The 17,833-nt window shown below is 64.8% G+C and carries 16 protein-coding genes; 12 read left to right on the top strand and 4 right to left on the bottom strand.

The window, feature by feature from the left end:
* The first annotated feature begins 6 nt into the window (after positions 1-6).
* Together AC3WMU_RS28585 and AC3WMU_RS28580 are read left to right on the top strand one after the other, a co-directional pair.
* The gene (locus tag AC3WMU_RS28585; RefSeq protein ID WP_492283330.1) at positions 7-1,200 is read left to right on the top strand and encodes an HlyD family secretion protein; all 1,194 of its coding nucleotides are present in this window, start codon (positions 7-9) and stop codon (positions 1,198-1,200) included.
* Positions 1,197-2,819 carry a DHA2 family efflux MFS transporter permease subunit gene (locus tag AC3WMU_RS28580; protein ID WP_492283329.1) on the top strand — a complete coding sequence of 541 codons (1,623 nt, stop codon included), beginning with the start codon at positions 1,197-1,199 and terminating at the stop codon, positions 2,817-2,819. The genes AC3WMU_RS28585 and AC3WMU_RS28580 overlap by 4 nt, the downstream gene beginning before the upstream one ends.
* 29 nt (positions 2,820-2,848) lie before the next feature.
* On the opposite strand, the gene AC3WMU_RS28575 is transcribed toward AC3WMU_RS28580, so the two are convergent.
* From AC3WMU_RS28575 to AC3WMU_RS28565, 3 genes are all read right to left on the bottom strand, one after another.
* Positions 2,849-3,835 (bottom strand): WaaZ-like lipopolysaccharide core biosynthesis protein, encoded by a 987-nt coding sequence (locus tag AC3WMU_RS28575; protein WP_035214153.1) that lies wholly within the window; start codon positions 3,833-3,835, stop codon positions 2,849-2,851.
* Positions 3,836-3,870: 35 nt separating this feature from the next.
* Positions 3,871-4,938, bottom strand: coding sequence for a tartrate dehydrogenase (locus tag AC3WMU_RS28570; RefSeq protein WP_006227562.1), 1,068 nt, complete (start codon positions 4,936-4,938; stop codon positions 3,871-3,873).
* Between the two features lie 120 nt (positions 4,939-5,058).
* Complete coding sequence (locus AC3WMU_RS28565) at positions 5,059-6,582, bottom strand: helicase HerA-like C-terminal domain-containing protein (RefSeq protein ID WP_006227563.1); 1,524 nt, start codon at positions 6,580-6,582, stop codon at positions 5,059-5,061.
* A 162-nt stretch (positions 6,583-6,744) separates the two neighbouring features.
* Between AC3WMU_RS28565 and AC3WMU_RS28560 the strand changes: the two genes are divergently transcribed.
* The 7 genes from AC3WMU_RS28560 to AC3WMU_RS28530 all read left to right on the top strand — a co-directional run bounded on the left by AC3WMU_RS28560 (position 6,745) and on the right by AC3WMU_RS28530 (position 11,982).
* Entirely contained in the window at positions 6,745-7,476 is a 732-nt protein-coding gene (locus AC3WMU_RS28560) for a YebC/PmpR family DNA-binding transcriptional regulator (protein WP_006227564.1), read from the top strand.
* A gap of 71 nt (positions 7,477-7,547) precedes the next feature.
* Positions 7,548-8,855 (top strand): phosphoribosylamine--glycine ligase, encoded by a 1,308-nt coding sequence (gene purD, locus AC3WMU_RS28555; protein ID WP_006227565.1) that lies wholly within the window; start codon positions 7,548-7,550, stop codon positions 8,853-8,855.
* Positions 8,856-8,869: 14 nt separating this feature from the next.
* Positions 8,870-9,781, top strand: coding sequence for an oxygen-dependent coproporphyrinogen oxidase (gene hemF / locus AC3WMU_RS28550; RefSeq protein ID WP_424624829.1), 912 nt, complete (start codon positions 8,870-8,872; stop codon positions 9,779-9,781).
* The gene (gene nadD / locus AC3WMU_RS28545; RefSeq protein ID WP_006227567.1) at positions 9,778-10,365 is read left to right on the top strand and encodes a nicotinate (nicotinamide) nucleotide adenylyltransferase; all 588 of its coding nucleotides are present in this window, start codon (positions 9,778-9,780) and stop codon (positions 10,363-10,365) included. The genes hemF and nadD overlap by 4 nt, the downstream gene beginning before the upstream one ends.
* A gap of 74 nt (positions 10,366-10,439) precedes the next feature.
* Positions 10,440-10,844, top strand: a complete 405-nt coding sequence (gene rsfS, locus AC3WMU_RS28540) for a ribosome silencing factor (RefSeq protein WP_006227568.1) — start codon at positions 10,440-10,442, stop codon at positions 10,842-10,844.
* 9 nt (positions 10,845-10,853) lie between these two features.
* Positions 10,854-11,324 (top strand): 23S rRNA (pseudouridine(1915)-N(3))-methyltransferase RlmH, encoded by a 471-nt coding sequence (rlmH, locus tag AC3WMU_RS28535; RefSeq protein ID WP_424624826.1) that lies wholly within the window; start codon positions 10,854-10,856, stop codon positions 11,322-11,324.
* A gap of 34 nt (positions 11,325-11,358) precedes the next feature.
* The gene (locus AC3WMU_RS28530; RefSeq protein ID WP_492283328.1) at positions 11,359-11,982 is read left to right on the top strand and encodes a Maf family protein; all 624 of its coding nucleotides are present in this window, start codon (positions 11,359-11,361) and stop codon (positions 11,980-11,982) included.
* Positions 11,983-12,058: 76 nt separating this feature from the next.
* Here the strand turns inward: AC3WMU_RS28530 and AC3WMU_RS28525 are convergent, their stop codons facing one another.
* Positions 12,059-13,405, bottom strand: coding sequence for a dicarboxylate/amino acid:cation symporter (locus AC3WMU_RS28525; RefSeq protein WP_492283327.1), 1,347 nt, complete (start codon positions 13,403-13,405; stop codon positions 12,059-12,061).
* Between the two features lie 406 nt (positions 13,406-13,811).
* Here AC3WMU_RS28525 and AC3WMU_RS28520 point away from each other — a divergent pair, with 406 nt between their 5' ends.
* Genes AC3WMU_RS28520 through AC3WMU_RS28510 form a run of 3 tightly spaced genes read left to right on the top strand, consistent with a single transcriptional unit; the run spans position 13,812 to position 17,665 of the window.
* Positions 13,812-15,671 (top strand): sensor histidine kinase, encoded by a 1,860-nt coding sequence (locus AC3WMU_RS28520; protein WP_492283326.1) that lies wholly within the window; start codon positions 13,812-13,814, stop codon positions 15,669-15,671.
* 38 nt (positions 15,672-15,709) lie between these two features.
* On the top strand, positions 15,710-17,083 hold the full coding sequence (locus AC3WMU_RS28515) for a sigma-54-dependent transcriptional regulator (RefSeq protein ID WP_492283351.1): 1,374 nt from the start codon (positions 15,710-15,712) through the stop codon (positions 17,081-17,083).
* 6 nt (positions 17,084-17,089) lie between these two features.
* Positions 17,090-17,665 (top strand): GNAT family N-acetyltransferase, encoded by a 576-nt coding sequence (locus AC3WMU_RS28510; protein ID WP_492283325.1) that lies wholly within the window; start codon positions 17,090-17,092, stop codon positions 17,663-17,665.
* Positions 17,666-17,833: the final 168 nt, after the last annotated feature.

The raw sequence follows: 17,833 nt of genomic DNA, 5'->3' as shown, positions 1-17,833 counted from the left end.
GACGTCATGAACGCTGCCACCCCCACGACCAACCCCGCCCGTAAACGCCTGCTGCTGCTGGCCACCGGCGCCTTCATCCTTGTCGCCATTGCCTACGGCATCTGGTGGGCCCTGTTCGGGGCCCACTTCGAAAGCACTGACGACGCCTACGTGCACGGCAACCTGGTGCAGATTACGCCCCAAGTGCCCGGCACGGTCATCGCCATCGAAGCCGACGACACCGAAACCGTCGTTGCCGGCCAGCCGCTGGTGCGCCTGGACCCGGCCGACACCGACGTGGCCCTGCAACAGGCTCAGGCGAAACTCGCGCAGATGGTGCGCCAGGTCCGCACCTACTACGTGCAAAACGATGCGCTGGCTGCCGACGTCGATCTGCGCAACGCCGACATCATGCGCGCCCAGGCCGAACTGACCCGTGCGCAGAGCGACGTCACCCGTCGCCAGCAGCTGGCCAAGTCCGGCGGCGTCAGCGGCGAAGAAATCCTGCACGCCGAAGCCGCCCTGAAGTCCGCCCAGTCCGGCCTGGCGCAAGCCCGCGCCTCCCTGGCCGCATCGCGCGCCAAGCTGGCCACCAACCAGGCCCTGACGCAAGGCACGACGGTCGCCAACCACCCCGACGTGCTGCAGGCCGCGGCTGGTCTGCGCAATGCCTGGCTGGCGCAATCCCGCACGGTGTTGCCGGCGCCTGTCAGCGGCGTCATCGCCCGCCGCAGCGCACAAGTCGGCCAGCGCGTCGCCCCCGGCAATGCGCTGATGACGGTGGTTCCGCTGGATCAGGTCTGGGTGGAGGCCAACTTCAAGGAAGGCCAGCTGCGCAAGATGCGCATCGGCCAACCGGTCAAGATGGTGGCCGACCTGTACGGCAGCGCGGTGACCTACCACGGCAAGATCTCTGGTCTGGACGCCGGCACCGGCAGCGCCTTTGCCCTGCTGCCCGCGCAGAACGCCACCGGCAACTGGATCAAGGTGGTGCAGCGCGTGCCCGTGCGCATCACGCTGGATCCCGAAGACCTGAAGACGCATCCGCTGCGCGTCGGCCTGTCCATGGACGTGGAAGTCGATGTGGGCAAGCAGGAAGGCGAGGCGCTGACGCAAGCCTCCCGCAAGGAGCCGGCCTGGTCGACCCGCGCCTTCGAACCCGCGCACGATGAAGTCGACACCATGATCACCAAAATCATCCAGGACAACCTGGCATCATGAGCACGACCGCCCAGCCCGCGGGCGCTGGCGCGCCCGACGTGCCGCCGGTCCTGCCGGCAGGCACCTACCCCCCGTTGGAAGGCGCGACCCGCATCATCGGGTCGATCGCTCTATCCACCGCGGTCTTCATGAACGTGCTGGACACCTCGATTGCGAACGTGTCCATCCCCACCATCTCGGGCGACCTGGGCGTGAGTTCCAGCCAGGGCACCTGGGTCATCACGTCGTTCGCCGTCGCCAACGCCATCACCGTGCCCTTGACGGGCTGGCTGACGCAGCGCTTCGGCCAGGTACGGCTGTTCCTGATTTCAACGCTGCTGTTCGTGCTGGCGTCTTGGCTGTGCGGCTTTTCGCCGTCGCTTGAAGCCCTGATCGCCTTCCGCGTGTTGCAAGGCGCGGTGGCCGGTCCCATGATTCCGCTGTCGCAGACGCTGATGCTGGCCAGCTTCCCCAAGTCCAAGGCGGGCATGGCGCTGGCAGTATGGTCCATGACCACACTGGTCGCGCCCGTTGCCGGGCCGTTGCTGGGCGGCTGGATCTCGGACAACTACACGTGGCCCTGGATCTTCTACATCAACGTGCCGGTTGGCCTGCTCGCGGCCTGGATCAGCTGGCGCATCTATGGCAACCGCGAATCCCTGACCCGCAAGCTGCCTATCGACAAGCTGGGCCTGGTGCTGCTGGTCGTCTGGGTCGGCGCCTTGCAGATCATGCTGGACAAGGGCAAGGAACTGGACTGGTTCGCCAGCCCGACCATCATCGCGCTGGCGGCAACCGCTTTCGTGGCCTTCGTCTTTTTCCTGATTTGGGAACTGACCGACGCCCACCCCGTCGTGGACCTGCGCCTGTTCAAGATCCGCAACTTCACGGTCGGCGCCCTGACGCTGGCGGTGGCGTACGGCGTCTTCTTCGGCAACGTCGTGCTGCTGCCCCTGTGGCTGCAAAGCAATATGGGGTACACGGCAACCTATGCCGGCTTGGTGACGGCGCCGGTGGGCCTGCTGGCCATCCTGCTGACGCCGCTGGTGGGCAAGATGCTGGCAACGCGCGATCCGCGCCAGATCGTGACGGTGGCCTTCCTGATCTTCGCGCTGGTCTGCTTCATGCGCTCGGGCTTCAATACCCAGACCGACGTGCGCACCCTGATGATCCCTACCATCATCCAGGGCGCGGCGATGGCAGCATTCTTCGTGCCATTGACCTCGATCACGCTGTCCAGCATTGAACCATGGCGCATCCCCGCGGCCTCGGGGCTGTCGAACTTCCTGCGCCTGACGGCCGGCGCGTTCGGCACCTCGATCGCCACCACGCTGTGGGAAAACCGCGCCACCATGCACCACTCGCAGCTGACCGAAATCGCCAAACCCGGCCAGCAGGCGTTCGACCAGACGCTGAATTCCTTGCAGAACGGGTTGGGCATGTCGCACCAGCAGGCTCTGACCATGGTGGACGGATTGATCAATGCGCAGGCGTTCACCATGTCCGCGGTGGACGTGTTCTACGCCTCGGCGATCATCTTCCTGATGCTGACGGGGTTGGTCTGGTTCGCGCGCCCCCGCTCCACCAAGGCCGGCGGCGGCGGCGGCGGCGCGGCCGAAGCGGCGGCCGGCGCGCACTGACCGCGCATGGCCGAAAAAAGGGCGCCTTCTCAGGCGCCCTTTTGCATGGCCGATTCTTCTTTCAGCAAAACCTGCCAGTCCTTGCGCTCGATGATGTCGGCCGACAAGGCGCTGACCGGCGACAGGTTGAACACTGACACGCCCCGGGCCCGCCACTGGGCGGACGCAAACCGGAACGAGGGCTCGATCAGATTGGCAAACTTGCGCGCCAGGCGGCTGGACTGGGGTTGCGCACCCTCGTCATAGAAGCGCAGGCCGTGCTGGACGGTCAGGTCCAGGCCGTGCACATACACCTGGCGGGCGCCGCCGGAGACCAGTACCTGCAGCGCGGCGTAGGCCACCGTGTCGGCGTCGAATACGCCGAGCGACGCATCGAAGCTGTAACCCATGCCTTGCTTCGCATCCAGCAATTGCACGTCAGGCGTTGCCGCGGCGATCCGCTTGAGCACACCGGGCGCGGCGCTACGCTGGTAGGCCCGTTCCGAGATCAGTTCAATGATGCAGATCCTGCAGCGGATTTCGTCCTGCGGGATGCCTTGCATGATGTAGCGCAGGACTTCGGGAAACACGTACAACGTCAGGTCGCGCCCGACGATTTCGCGCACCAGATCGATGCGGTCTCGCACGAAATTCTGGTCGATGATGCAGTAATACTTGAACGGCAGGTCGAACTTGCGCGCAAGCGCGATCGCGCCGTTCACACCCATCGCGACACGGATGTCCAGCTGGTCGTACGGAATCTGAGCAACCGACGGGCCGCTCAGGATCAAATGCACCATCTCATCAGCGCGGTCGTAGCCCTGCGCCAGCGGCGTGATGGGAAGTGAGCGGCCGAAGGCGCGGAAACCGCAAATCACCCCCTCATGGTCCCGCCAGATACGCACGAACGGCCACAGATGCTGGTTGTGCCTTTGTGTGCGCGAACGCAGCAAGCGAAACAGCTTGCGCACAAAACGGTCGGCCCGCCCTCCCCCCACAGGCGGCGCGGCGGGCAAGGGGGTGATTGAATTTTCCATCAACTAGCCTGGCTGGCCGTACGGGCTGAACACGCCTAACCGGCGGAAATCAGCGACGCAATCGCGTCGCCGACTTCGACTGTCGAAGCGTTGCCTTTCATGTCCCGGGTGCGCGGACCGTCAGCCAAGACCGATTCGATCGCTTTCACCACCGCGGCCGACGCCTCGGGGTACCCCAGGAAATCAAGCATCAAGGCGCCACTCCAGATCTGCCCGATCGGGTTGGCGATGCCCTTGCCGTAGATGTCGGGCGCCGAACCGTGCACCGGCTCGAACAGCGACGGGAATTTGCGCTCCGGATTCAGGTTCGCCGACGGGGCGATACCGATCGTCCCGGTGCACGCCGGCCCCAGGTCGGAAAGGATGTCGCCGAACAGGTTGGAAGCCACCACCACATCGAACCAATCAGGATGTTGCACGAAATGCGCACATAGGATGTCGATGTGATATTTGTCCCACCGCACGTCCGGATAGTTCCCGGCCATGTCGGCCACGCGCTCGTCCCACCACGGCATCGAAATCGAAATGCCGTTGGACTTGGTAGCGGCGGTCAGGTGCTTGCCACGCTTCTGGGCCAGTTCGAAGGCGAATTTCAGCACGCGGTCGGCGCCGATGCGCGTGAACACGCTTTCCTGGATGACGACTTCGCGTTCGGTCCCCTCGAACAGGCGGCCGCCGCTGTTGGAGTATTCGCCTTCAGTGTTCTCACGGACGATGAAGAAATCGATGTCGCCAGGCTTGCGGTCCGCCAACGGGGACGGCACGCCAGGCATCAGGCGAACCGGTCGCAAATTGATGTATTGATCAAATTCGCGACGGAATTTGAACAGCGAACCCCACAGCGCTTCGTGATCCGGCACCGTGGCGGGCCAACCGATCGAACCGAAGAATATCGCTTCGTGCTGGCCGATCTGCGCCTTCCAGTCGTCCGGCATCATCTTGCCGTGCGTGGCGTAGTAGTCGCAGCTCCAGTCGAAATGATCCCACTGGAAATCAATGCCGAAGCGCGCCGCAACGGCATCCAGCACTTTCAAGCCTTCAGGCACGACCTCTTTGCCAATCCCGTCTCCTGGAATTACCGCAATCTTGTGTTTCTTAGCCACCACGTTTCCTTAGTTTTCCTTTGATAGACCGCCCAGAATCATAGGCATAAACGGGCGCGCCGCAACACCCCCCGTTACAAAACGGTGGTGTCGCCATTTTCGACTAACAGCGAGGCGGTTTCAGCGCCGGCTCTTCGAGCCCAGCAAGGACCCCAATATGCCCCGCGTCAGCTCCCGGGCAATCGATCGGACCGTGCTTTTGGCCATGGTCTGGACAACGCCATCGCGCTTGCCGCCGCGCGGGCCGGTCGACCCGAACAGCACGTCGTTCAGGCTGTCCATCAGGCCGCCTCCCGACGCCTCAGCCGGCGCCCCCGCAGCCGGCTTGGCCGGCGCCCCCTTGGTCTGCACCTGATCGGCCGGCGCCGCCGCACGGCCGGCCAGGACTTCATAGGCGGATTCGCGGTCGATGGCCTTTTCGTATTTGGCCGCCAGCGAGCTGCCCTGGCGCAGCGCCTGGCGCTCGGCATCCGTCGCCGGACCGATCCGGCTGGCCGGCGGCACGATGAAGGCGCGCTCGGTCGGCATGGGCCGGCCTTTGGCGTCGAGTAACGACACCAGGGCCTCGCCCACGCCCAGTTCAGTAATGGCCGCTTCGATATCCAGCCCCGGATTGGGGCGCATCGTCTGCGCCGCCGTCTTGACGGCTTTCTGGTCGCGCGGCGTGAAGGCCCGCAAGGCATGCTGGACGCGGTTGCCCAGTTGCCCCAGAACGGTATCGGGAATGTCCAACGGGTTCTGTGTCACGAAATAAACGCCCACGCCCTTGGACCGGACCAGGCGCACGACCTGCTCGATCTTGTTCAGGAGCGCCGGCGGCGCATCGTTGAACAGCAGGTGTGCCTCGTCGAAGAAGAACACCAGCTTGGGCTGGTCCATGTCGCCCACTTCGGGCAGCTTTTCGTACAGGTCGGCCAGCAGCCACAGCAGGAAAATGGCATACAGGCGCGGCGCCTGCATCAGTTTGTCAGCCGCCAGCACGTTGACCATGCCGCGGCCCTGGGGGTCCGTACGCATCAGGTCGGCCACGTCCAGCATGGGTTCGCCGAAGAATTTCTCGGCGCCCTGGGACTCCAGCGCCAACAGCCCGCGCTGGATGGCTCCGACGCTGGCCGACGACACGTTGCCGTAGCGGGTCTTGAGCTCGGCCGACCGGTCGGCCACGTTCTGGAGCATGGCCCGCAGGTCTTTCAAGTCCAGCAGCAACTGGCCTTCATCGTCTGCAACCTTGAATACCAGGGTCAGCACCCCTTCCTGCGTGTCGTTCAGTTCCAGGATGCGCGACAGCAGCAGCGGCCCCATATCGGTAATGGTGGCGCGTACCGGCAGCCCTTGCTCGCCAAAGACGTCCCACAGCGTCACCGGGCTGGCGCCCCAGGCCGGTTCGGCCAGGCCCAGGCTCTTCAAGCGTTCGGACAACTTGGGGCTGGCCGCGCCCGCCTGGGAAATACCGGTCAGGTCGCCCTTGACGTCGGCCATGAAGACCGGCGTGCCGATGCGGGAAAAGGATTCGGCCAGCACCTGCAGGGTGACCGTCTTGCCGGTGCCGGTGGCGCCGGTGATGCATCCATGCCGGTTGGCCAGGGCGGGCAGCAGCGCCAACTCGGCCTGTGCATTTTTGGCAATGACGATGGGGTTGGGCATGTGCAGCGCTCCGGACCAGGGAATCAGAGGGGATGCCCAAGTGTAGAGCCTGCCGCCCGGCTTGTGCGCGTGGCAATAAGGACACAGGCGCCTGCCCGCCGGGCGCGCGGGCCGCCGGCACGGTAAAATGCCATTTTTGCAGACAATTTCTCCTGGGAAGCCATGGCCGGACACAGCAAATGGGCCAATATTCAGCACCGTAAAGGGCGTCAAGACGCCAAGCGCGGCAAGCTGTGGACCAAGATCATTCGTGAAATCACCGTGGCGGCGCGCGCCGGCGGCCCCGACCCGGACAGCAACCCGCGCTTGCGCATGGCCTGGGACAAGGCGACCGACGCCAACATGCCCAAGGACAACATCCAGCGCGCCATCCAGCGTGGCGCCGGCGGTGCCGACGGCGACGCCTACGAGGAAGTCCGCTACGAAGGCTACGGTATCGGCGGCGCGGCCGTCATCGTCGATTGCATGACCGACAACCGCACCCGTACCGTGGCGGAAGTCCGCCACGCCTTCGCCAAGAACGGCGGCAACCTGGGCCAGGAAGGCTCGGTGGCCTTCATGTTCAAGCACTGCGGCCAATTCGTGTTCGCCCCCGGCACGCCGGAAGACAAGGTCATGGAAGCCGCGCTGGAAGCAGGCGCCGAAGACGTCCTGACCGACGAGGAAGGCGTGATCGAAGTCGTTTGCGCGCCGGCCGACTACGCCGCCGTACGCAAGGCTTTTGACGACGCGGGCCTGAAGGCCGAAGTCGACGGCATCGTCATGAAGGCCCTGAACGAAACCGAACTGGCTGGCGAAGACGCCATCAAGATGCAGAAACTGCTCGACGCCCTGGAAGGCCTGGACGACGTGCAGGAAGTCTATACGACCGTCATTTTCGACGAAGCGCAGTAAATCCCACCCTGTTGACGCACGGGCGGCCCTTGCCGCCCGCGCGCCAGTGGCAACCTTCAGACTCACGCAACATGAAACTCCTGGTAATTGGCTCGGGCGGCCGCGAACATGCCCTCGCCTGGCGGCTAGCCCGCTCCCCGCGCGTACACAAGGTGTACGTCGCTCCGGGCAACGGCGGCACGCAACGGGCCGAGCAGATGGAAAACATCGCGCTCACCAATGCCGAGGAATTGGCTGATTTCGTCCAGCGCGAAGGGATCGCCCTGACGGTCGTCGGCCCCGAAGCGCCGCTGGCCGCAGGCGTCGTGGACGTCTTCCGCGCCCGTGGCCTGAAGATCTTCGGCCCCACCAAGGCCGCTGCGCAGCTGGAAAGCTCGAAGGACTACGCCAAGGCCTTCATGGTCCGGCACAACATCCCGACCGCCCGCTACGAGACCTTCACCGATCCGGCCCTGGCCCACGCCTATATCGACAAGGAAGGCGCCCCGATCGTGATCAAGGCCGACGGCCTGGCCGCCGGCAAGGGTGTCGTTGTCGCCACCACGCTGGAAGAAGCCCACGCCGCCGTCGACGCCATGCTGGGCGACGGCTCCATGGGCGCCGCCGGCGCGCGCGTTGTCATCGAAGAATGCCTGGTGGGCGAAGAAGCCAGCTTCATCGTCATGTGCGACGGCCGCAACGTGCTGGCGCTGGCCACCAGCCAGGACCACAAACGCCTGCAGGATGGCGACCAAGGCCCCAACACGGGCGGCATGGGCGCGTATTCGCCCGCCCCCGTGGTCACGCCGGAACTCCACCACCGCATCATGCGCGAAATCATCCTGCCGACGGTGCAAGGCATGACGCGCGACGGCATTCCCTACACGGGCTTTCTGTACGCCGGCCTGATGATCGCCCCCGGCGATGATCCCGACCGCGCCATCAAGACCCTGGAGTTCAACTGCCGCATGGGCGACCCGGAAACGCAGCCCATCATGATGCGCGTCAAGAGCGACCTGCTGGACGCCCTTGAGCACGCCGTGGAAGGCACGCTGAACCAGGCCGACATCGTCTGGGACCGCCGCACGGCGCTTGGCGTGGTGCTGGCTTCGCACAACTACCCCAACACCCCGCGCACCGGCGACGTCATCCGCGGCCTGCCCGCCGACGCCGAAGACTGCATGGTCTTCCATGCCGCCACCGAACTCGACGGCGACGAAACCAAGACCACCGGCGGCCGCGTGCTGTGCGTCACGGCCCTGGGCGACTCGGTCAAGATGGCGCGCGACCGTGTGTACGAAGCCATCGACGGCATCCATTTCGATGGCCGCCAATACCGCAGCGACATCGGCTGGCGCGCGCTCAAGCCGTCGCAGCAAAAACCCAAGTCCCACGCCTGAAGGGAAAGCGATAGATGAACGCCTTGCCCGTCGCCTCGGTCCGCGACTACCTCACCGGCTTACAGGCCCGCATCGTCGGCGCCCTGGAAGCAGCGGAAGGCGGCGCCTTCCGCGCCGATGAATGGGTCCGGCCTGAAGGCGGCGGCGGCCTGTCGCGGCTGCTTGAAGGCGGCCAGCTGTTCGAACGGGCGGGCGTGCTGTTCAGCCACGTCAAGGGCACGAAGCTGCCCCCGTCGGCCAGCGCCCACCGCCCCGAGCTTGCCGGGCGTAGCTGGGAAGCCATGGGCGTGTCGATGGTGCTGCACCCGCGCAACCCGTATGTGCCCACCACGCACATGAACGTGCGGATGTTCATGGCCGCGGCCCGTCCCGGTCACACGGAATCCGACGTGTTCTGGTTCGGCGGCGGCATCGACCTGACGCCTTACTACCCTTTCGAAGAAGACGCCCGGCACTTCCACACGGTCTGCCGGGATGCGCTGGCGGCGCATGGGGCCGAGTACTACCCGCGCTACAAACGCTGGTGCGACGAATATTTCTTCCTCAAGCACCGCAACGAAACCCGCGGCATCGGCGGCATTTTCTTCGACGACCTGAATGCTCCGGGGTTTGACGCCTCGTTCGCCCTCACGCGCTCGGTCGGCGACGCCTTCCTGCCCAGCTATCTGCCCATCGTCGAACGCCGGCGCGAACTACCCTATTCCGAGCGCGAGCGCGACTTCCAGGCGTATCGCCGTGGCCGCTATGTCGAATTCAACCTGGTCTTCGACCGCGGCACGCTGTTCGGGCTGCAATCGGGCGGCCGCACGGAATCGATCCTGCTGTCCATGCCCCCGCTTGCGCAGTGGCGATACGATTGGCAGCCGGAAGCGGGCACCCCCGAAGCCGAGCTCGCCGCCTACCTGACGCCGCGGGACTGGGTTTGAAACGCATCGGTCTCCTGGGCGGCAGCTTCGACCCCGTCCACGTCGCGCATCTGGCATTGGCGCAAAATGCCCTGAAAACCCTGGGCCTGGCGGCTGTCGAACTGATCCCCGCCGCCAACCCCTGGCAACGCGCGGCGCTGCACGCCACCGGCCACCAGCGTTGCGCCATGCTGGACCTGGCGATCGCCGGCCATGACGGCCTGGTCGTCAATCCCATTGAAATCGAACGCGGCGGCGCCACTTACACCATCGACACCCTGCGCGCCCTGCCGCAGGACGCGCGCTATGTCTGGCTGCTGGGCGCCGATCAGTTGGCCAATTTCTGCACCTGGCGTAACTGGCGCGACATCGCCAGCCTGGTTGACCTGGCGGTGGCCACCCGCCCCGGCACCCCGTTGACGCCCCCCGCCGAACTGGCCGCTTGGCTGGGCGAACAGGGACACAGCCTGGAAGAACTGCCTTTTGCCCCCATGGCAGTGTCCGCCTCCGAGATCCGCCGGCGCCTGGCTGCCGGCGAATCCACCGATGGCCTGCTGCCCCCCGCTGTCGCCGCTTATATTGCGGCGCACAAGCTTTACCGATAAACCCACACCCGCCGGGCGCCCAAAGCGCCACGGAGCCGGCATCCGCCGTCCGTCCGCGGGTTATATTTGCAGCTATGGATATAACGAAACTCCAACGCGCCGTCATCGATGCCCTCGAAGACGTCAAGGCGCAAGACATCAAGGTCTACAACACCACGCATCTGACGAGCCTGTTCGATCGCGTCGTGATTGCAAGCGCCACCTCCAACCGCCAGACCCGGGCCCTCGCCTCCAGCGTGGCTGACAGCGGCCGTGCGCTGGACTTGTCCGGCATCACCATCGAAGGCGAAGACACCGGTGAATGGGTCGTCGTCGACTTGGGCGACGTCGTCGTGCACATCATGCAGCCCGCCATCCGCCAGTACTACAACCTGGAAGAGATCTGGGGCGGCAAGCCGGTGCGCGTGAAGCTCCTGCCCGAATCGACTCGTGCGGCGCCGATCCCCACCGACAGCGGCTACGACGACGCCGAAAGCTGAGTTCCTGCCGTGAAACTGATCGTTGCGGCCGTGGGCACGCGGATGCCGGACTGGGTAGAAACCGCCTGGGCCGACTACGCGAAACGCCTGCCGGTCGACTGCGCACTTGAACTGCGCGAGATCAAGCCCGAACCCCGTACCACCGGCAAGACGCCGGCCCAGATGATGGCGGCGGAAGCCAAACGTATCGAAGCCGCGCTGCCCGCCGGCGCGTTGCGGCTGGCGCTGGACGAACGCGGCCGCGACTTGACCACGATGGCCTTGTCGCAAAAGCTGGAGCAATGGCGGGCAGGCGGACAGGATGTCGCCTTCCTCGTCGGTGGGCCGGATGGGCTCGACCCCGACCTGAAAGCCTCGTGCAGCGGTCAACTGCGCCTGTCATCCCTGACGCTGCCGCACCCCATGGTGCGCGTGGTGCTGGCCGAGCAGCTCTACCGGGCCTGGGCCATCATGACCAACCATCCTTACCACCGCGCCTGACCGCTGGCCGGGCCGGCGCCCATCCTGTTCCCGCATGACCCAGACAGCCGCCTCCGAATCCCCTGCCCGCCTCTACCTTGCCTCGGCTAGCCCGCGGCGGCGCGAATTGCTGACCCAGATCGGCCTGGCCCATGAAGTCCTGCGAGTGCCGGCTCCTCCGGGTGAAGACGAACCCCAGCATCCGGGAGAAAGCGCGGCCGACTACGTCCGGCGCACCGCGCGCGACAAAGCCTTGCGCGGGCGCGACTGGATGAACAGCCAAGCCCTGCCCCACCTGCCGCTGCTGGCCGCCGACACCACCGTTATCCTGGATGGCGCCGTGCTGGGCAAGCCGGCCGACCGCGACGACGCCCTGCGCATCCTACGCGCCCTGTCCGGGGCGGCCCATGAAGTGCATACCGCCGTGGCCGTCTGGACGGGCGATCAACTGCTGGAAGCCGTCTCGATCACGCAGGTCCGCATGCGCGAGCTGGGCGACGACGAAATCGGCCGCTACTGCGACAGCGGCGAACCCTTCGGCAAGGCCGGCGCCTATGGCATCCAGGGTCTGGCGGGCACCTTCATCTCGCATATCTCCGGCAGCTACACGGGCGTGATGGGCCTGCCGCTGTTCGAAACGGCCAATCTATTGCGGGCCGCGGGTATCCAGACGCCCTGAATCCCGCCACACGATAAAAAATCCCCCGTGGTCTTGCGACCCGGGGGATTTTTCATTGCAGGGCAGTTTCCGCGGTTTACGCCGTATGGCTCAAGGGCGTCTGGACCTCGGCGGCCGGAACGGCATGGGGCAAGGCCGGCGCCTGGCCGTCAAGCGCTGCATGCAATTGTTCCTGATCCAGCTCGCCTTCCCAGCGGGCCACGACCACGGCGGCGGTCGCGTTGCCGACCAGGTTCGTCAGCGCGCGGCATTCCGACATGAAGCGGTCCACGCCCAGGATCAGCGTCATCCCGGCGATCGGCACGGACGGCACGACGGACAGCGTCGCGGCCAAGGTGATGAAACCCGCGCCCGTCACACCGGCGGCGCCCTTGGAGCTCAGCATCGCCACCGCCAGCAACAGGATCTGATCTCCGAGCGACAACGGAATATCGCAGGCCTGCGCAATGAACAGCGCCGCCATCGTCATGTAGATGTTGGTGCCGTCCAGGTTGAACGAGTATCCCGTGGGCACCACCAGGCCGACCACCGACTTCGAACACCCGGCGCGCTCCATCTTCTGCATCAAGGTGGGCAGCGCGGCCTCGGACGAACTCGTGCCCAGCACCAGCAGCAGCTCTTCACGGATGTAGCGCACCAGCTTCAGGATCGAGAAGCCGTTGTAACGAGCCACCAGACCCAGCACCACCACCACGAACAGCACCGACGTGGCATAGAACGTTCCCACCAGCATCGCCAGGTTCACGACCGACTTGATGCCGTACTTGCCGATGGTGAATGCCATCGCCCCAAAGGCGCCGATCGGGGCCGCCTTCATCAGGATGGCGACCAGCTTGAAGATCGGCTGGGCCAGGGCCGTCATGAAGTTCAGGATGGGTTTGCCGCGCTCGCCGACCATCGCCAGGGCGATGCCGAACAGCACCGCCACGAACAGGACCTGAAGGATGTCCCCGCCCACGAACGGGCTGAAGATCGTCGTCGGGATGATGTTCATCAGGAAACCGGTGATCGTCGAATCGTGCGCCTTGGCCACGTACGTCGCCACCGCCTTCTCATCCAGCGTCTTGGGGTCGATGTGCATCCCCGCGCCCGGCTGGACCAGATGGCTGACCAGCATGCTCACGATCAGGGCCAGCGTCGAGAAGATGAGGAAGTACAGCATGGCCTTGCCCGCCACGCGGCCGACTTTCTTCAGGTCGCTCATGGCGGCAATGCCGGATGCCACGGTCAGGAAGATCACCGGGGCGATGATCATCTTCACCAGCTTGATGAAGGCGTCGCCCAGCGGCTGCATCTGCTGGCCGAGTTCAGGCTTGAACGCGCCCAGCAAAATGCCCACCACGATGGCGAACACCACCTGGACATAGAGGATTTGATAGAACTTGAGCTTGCGCGCAGGCGCGCCGTGATCCACGTCGATCATTGGGTTTGTCCCCACCAATGCCCCTTGCCCCGGGCGGCTGAGCGCGGCGGGCGACGGAGCGTTATCTGTTTTGTGGCTTTGCGTTATCGCCGCAAGCCCATTTCACCGGGCATTCCCTGCCAGGCTTGCATCGATATATGCAAGAGCCGTGCCAGCGTGGAATACGGGTTGCGTCTATTGCCAACCCTTTGATATCTCGGCACTTCCCGCCGAATCGATTGGATTTCATCCCACCGATTCGGCGGAAAATCACACAAAAACCGGATAGAATGTGCGGAAAACCGCACACGCCATGCCGACTCGCCCTTCCTCCTCAACGCCCGCCCGCCAAGGCTGGGATCAAGCCGCCGTACCGTTGCAACAGCGACGTTCGCCCGGCAACGGCTCATGGCTGGGGCGAACGGCCATGGTCCTCATCGCCGTCGCCGTTGTTTTCGGCGTGCTGCATGTCGCTACGCAATGGGCGCGCGATGGCGCAGTCAAGGCCGCGGCCGTGCAAGCACGCGCCGCCGGCCAGATCAATGCCGCCCTGCTCCGCAACAACCTGGACAAATTCAGGGCGCTGCCTTTCGTGCTGACGCGCGACGTCGACGTGCGGGCGGCGCTCCAGGGGGCATCTGCCGCACAGATCGAATCGCTGGACGAAAAACTCGATACGCTCAGCCGTGGCGTCGGCGCGTCCGCCATCTACCTGCTGGACAAAAAAGGCCTGGCGATTGCCGCCAGCAACTGGCGCGAACCGGCGACTTTCGTCGGCGTGGATTACCAGTTCCGGCCTTACTTCCAAGGCTCCGTCACCCGCGGCTTCGCAGAACACTTCGCGTTGGGCACGGTCAGCCATGAAGCCGGCCTGTACCTGTCTCGGCGCATCGACGACACCAACGGCGCATTACTGGGCGTCATCGTGCTGAAGGTGGATTTCCGCGACCTGGAGTCCGACTGGCGCCAGTCCAGCGCGCCTATCTTCGTCACCGACGAACACGGCGTGGTGCTGCTGGGCAGCATCCCCGGCTGGCGCTTCGATGTGCTGGCCCCGCTTGCGCCCGATATGGCGCAGAGCTTGCGCACCAGCCTGCAGTTTGGCGACGCGCAGTTCCGGCCGCTGCCGCTGTCGCCGCCGCTCACACCGGTCAGCACAGGCCAGCTGGTGCGCACCGATGACGCCTTGCCGCCCTTGCCCAAAGGCGCGCCTTTGCTGCACACGACGCTGCCCATCGTGGAATCGCCGGGCTGGACGTTGCACCTCCTGACCCCCGTGCAGACGGCCATGAACCAGGCAAGCGCCAACGCGCAATTGGGTGTCCTGCTCGCCCTGAGCCTGCTGGCCGCCGCCCTGGGTATCGTGCTGGTCCGACGGAACCGCCAACGCGAACGCGCGGAACAGCAGGCCGCCATCCAGGCGCAGCTGGCGTCATTGGTGGACGAACGCACCGCCCAGTTGCTGGCGGTCAATGAGCAACTGACGGACGAGATGGACGAGCGCCAGCGCACAGAGGCCCGGCTGCACACCATGCAGGATGAACTGGTGCAAGCCAGCAAGCTTGCCCTGCTGGGCCAGGTCGCCGCCGGCGTCGCGCACGAGATCAATCAACCGGTCGCTGCCATCCGCGCCTACGCGGACAACGCATCCGAATTCCTTCGCCGCGCAGATGCCGGCTCTGTTCAGGAGAACCTGGGCACCATCGCCTCGTTGACCGAACGCATCGGCCACATCACCGGTGAACTGCGCGCGTTTTCCCGCAAGGCCGGCGCCTCGGTGGGGCCCACCAGCCTGAAGGAAGCGCTGGACGGAGCCCTGCTGCTGGTCGGCCCCCGAGCTCGCCGCCAAGGCGTCACGCTGCAGCGGCCGCTTGATGGCCAAGACTGCCTTGTCCGTGCCAACCGAGTGCGGTTGGAACAGGTGCTGGTGAATCTGCTGCAAAACGCGCTCGAAGCGCTGGAAGGTCGGCCGGACGGGCGCGTCGTCGTCGCGCTTGAAGACCTGGGCGCAACGGTGCAGGTCCACGTCAGCGACAACGGCCCCGGCCTGTCGCCGGCCGCCCGGGCACGCCTGTTCACGCCATTTCAAACCAGCAAACCGGAAGGCCTGGGCCTGGGATTGGTCATTTGCCGCGACATCGTCAACGAATTCGGCGGCGAATTGCGCGCGGCGCACCCCACCGATCCAGGCTTTCCCACTCCACACGGTCCCCAACAGGGGGCCATGTTCACCCTGACGCTGCGCAAGGCAGCCCCTGGAACATCCGTTCCGGCCCTCACGCCATGACCCGCGCCCCTGCTCCGCTTTCCTCCCCTTCCTCCTCCATGGAGGAATCGCTACGCCAGCCCACCCAGCCTCACGTCGTCTTCATCGACGACGATGAGGAATTGCGGCGGGCAAACGTCCAGACCCTGAAACTGCACGGCATGACAGTCGATGCCCACGGCTCGGCGCGCGCAGCGCTACCTCATCTGCACCGGGAATTCGACGGGGTCGTCGTGACGGACATTCGCATGCCCGATATCGATGGCCTGCAACTGTTCCACCGCCTGCGCGATATCGATCCTGAGCTCCCCGTCATTCTCATTACCGGCCATGGCGATATCGCCACTGCCGTGCAATGCATGCGCGACGGCGCGTACGACTTCCTGGCCAAGCCCTATCCTCCCGACCGACTGCTTACCGCGATCACCCACGCCGCCGAGAAGCGGCGTCTGATCCTGGAGAACCGGCGTCTGCGAGAAGCCGCATTTGCAGTGGAAGCCGACGAAGTGCCTTTCATCGGCACTACGCCCGCCATGCAGCGCATCAAGCAGACGCTGCGCCATATCGCGGACGCCGATGTCGACGTGCTCGTTGAAGGCGAAACCGGCACCGGCAAGGAAGTCGTGGCCACCGCGCTCCACCGGCTCAGCCGCCGCCGACATCACGCCCTGGTCGCCATCAATTGCGGCGCCTTGCCCGAAAGCGTCATCGAAAGCGAACTATTCGGACACGAACCCGGCGCCTTCACCGGCGCCCAGAAAAAACGTATCGGCCGCATCGAACACGCCAGCGGCGGCACCCTGTTCCTGGACGAAATCGAAAGCATGCCCTTGGCCGTGCAGGTCAAGCTGCTGCGTGTGCTCGAATCGCGTCAGATCACCCCACTAGGCAGCAATGACGTCCGCAACCTGGATCTGCGCGTCGTCGCCGCCACCAAGGAAGATCTGGGCAGCCCTGCCATCCGGGCCAAATTCCGCGAAGACCTGTTCTATCGGCTGAATGTCGTCACGATCCGCATTCCGCCCCTGCGCGAACGCCGTGACGACATCCCGCTGCTCTTCGCACACTACCTTGGCCACGCATCGCGCCGCTTTCACCGCGACATCCCGGAGATGCCCGCGTCGATCAAGCAATATGTCATGACGCACGATTGGCCAGGCAATGTGCGAGAACTCGCACACTTCGCTGAGCGCGTGGTCCTGGGGGTGCTGAACAGCCCCTCGCTGGAAACACCGTCTGAGCACGACGCGACGCGCAGCCTGCCGGAGCGGATGGAGCACTTCGAAGCGCAGCTCATACGCGACGCGCTGTCCACACATCAAGGCGACATCAAAGCCACGCTGGAGTCGCTCGGCATCCCCCGCAAGACTTTCTACGACAAGCTTCAACGTCACGGCATCGATCGCCAACAATACTTGCGTGGCCCGGGTTGAAGCTTCGTGATTTCCCTTCCCTTCGCTTTTCCCGCCAACGGGCTTCTCACGCCGAGGCTACGCCTGGTACCGGCGGCGGTATCCCATGCCGCCAGCGTTCGCACGTATCTGCTGGACAACCATGACTATTTGCAGCCCTGGGAACCGCTGCGCCATGCCGGCTTCTTTGAACACTATGCCGTCGCCGAACGGCTGCAAGGGATGGCTCAGCGGAACGCCAACGGCGAGTCGCTTCACTTGCTGTTGTTCATCCAGGATACCGACGAGCTCATTGGCGTCTGCAACTTCAGCAATATCGTCCGTGGTGCATTCCAAGCGTGTCATTTGGGCTATTCGATTGCGGAACAATGGCAAGGCCAGGGTTTGATGCGCGAAGGGTTGACGGCTGCCATCGCCCACGTCTTCCAGAACATGAAGCTGCACCGGATCATGGCTAATTACCGCCCCGAAAATGCGCGCAGCGCGCGCCTGCTGTCCAGCTTGGGCTTCCAGCGCGAAGGAGAGGCACGGTCATATCTGCAAATCAACGGTGCCTGGCACGATCATGTATTGACCGCACTGATAAACCCCGCGGATCTCTAATCGCGAACACCTTCTTGAATCCTCCGCTCCAATGCAAAACCCCCTCGCGGCTGGCGCCGCGAGGGGGTTCTTTAATTCAAATCCGTTTTCCCAAAGACAAAACCCCACAGGATTACCTGTGGGGTTTTGCGGAATAAAAGCCTGACGATGACCTACTTTCACAGACGT

It is taken from the genome of Achromobacter sp. FW305-C-13 (assembly GCF_058783475.1).
Note: the sequence above shows the minus strand (reverse complement) of the source record. Positions and strands in the feature narration are given on the sequence as shown.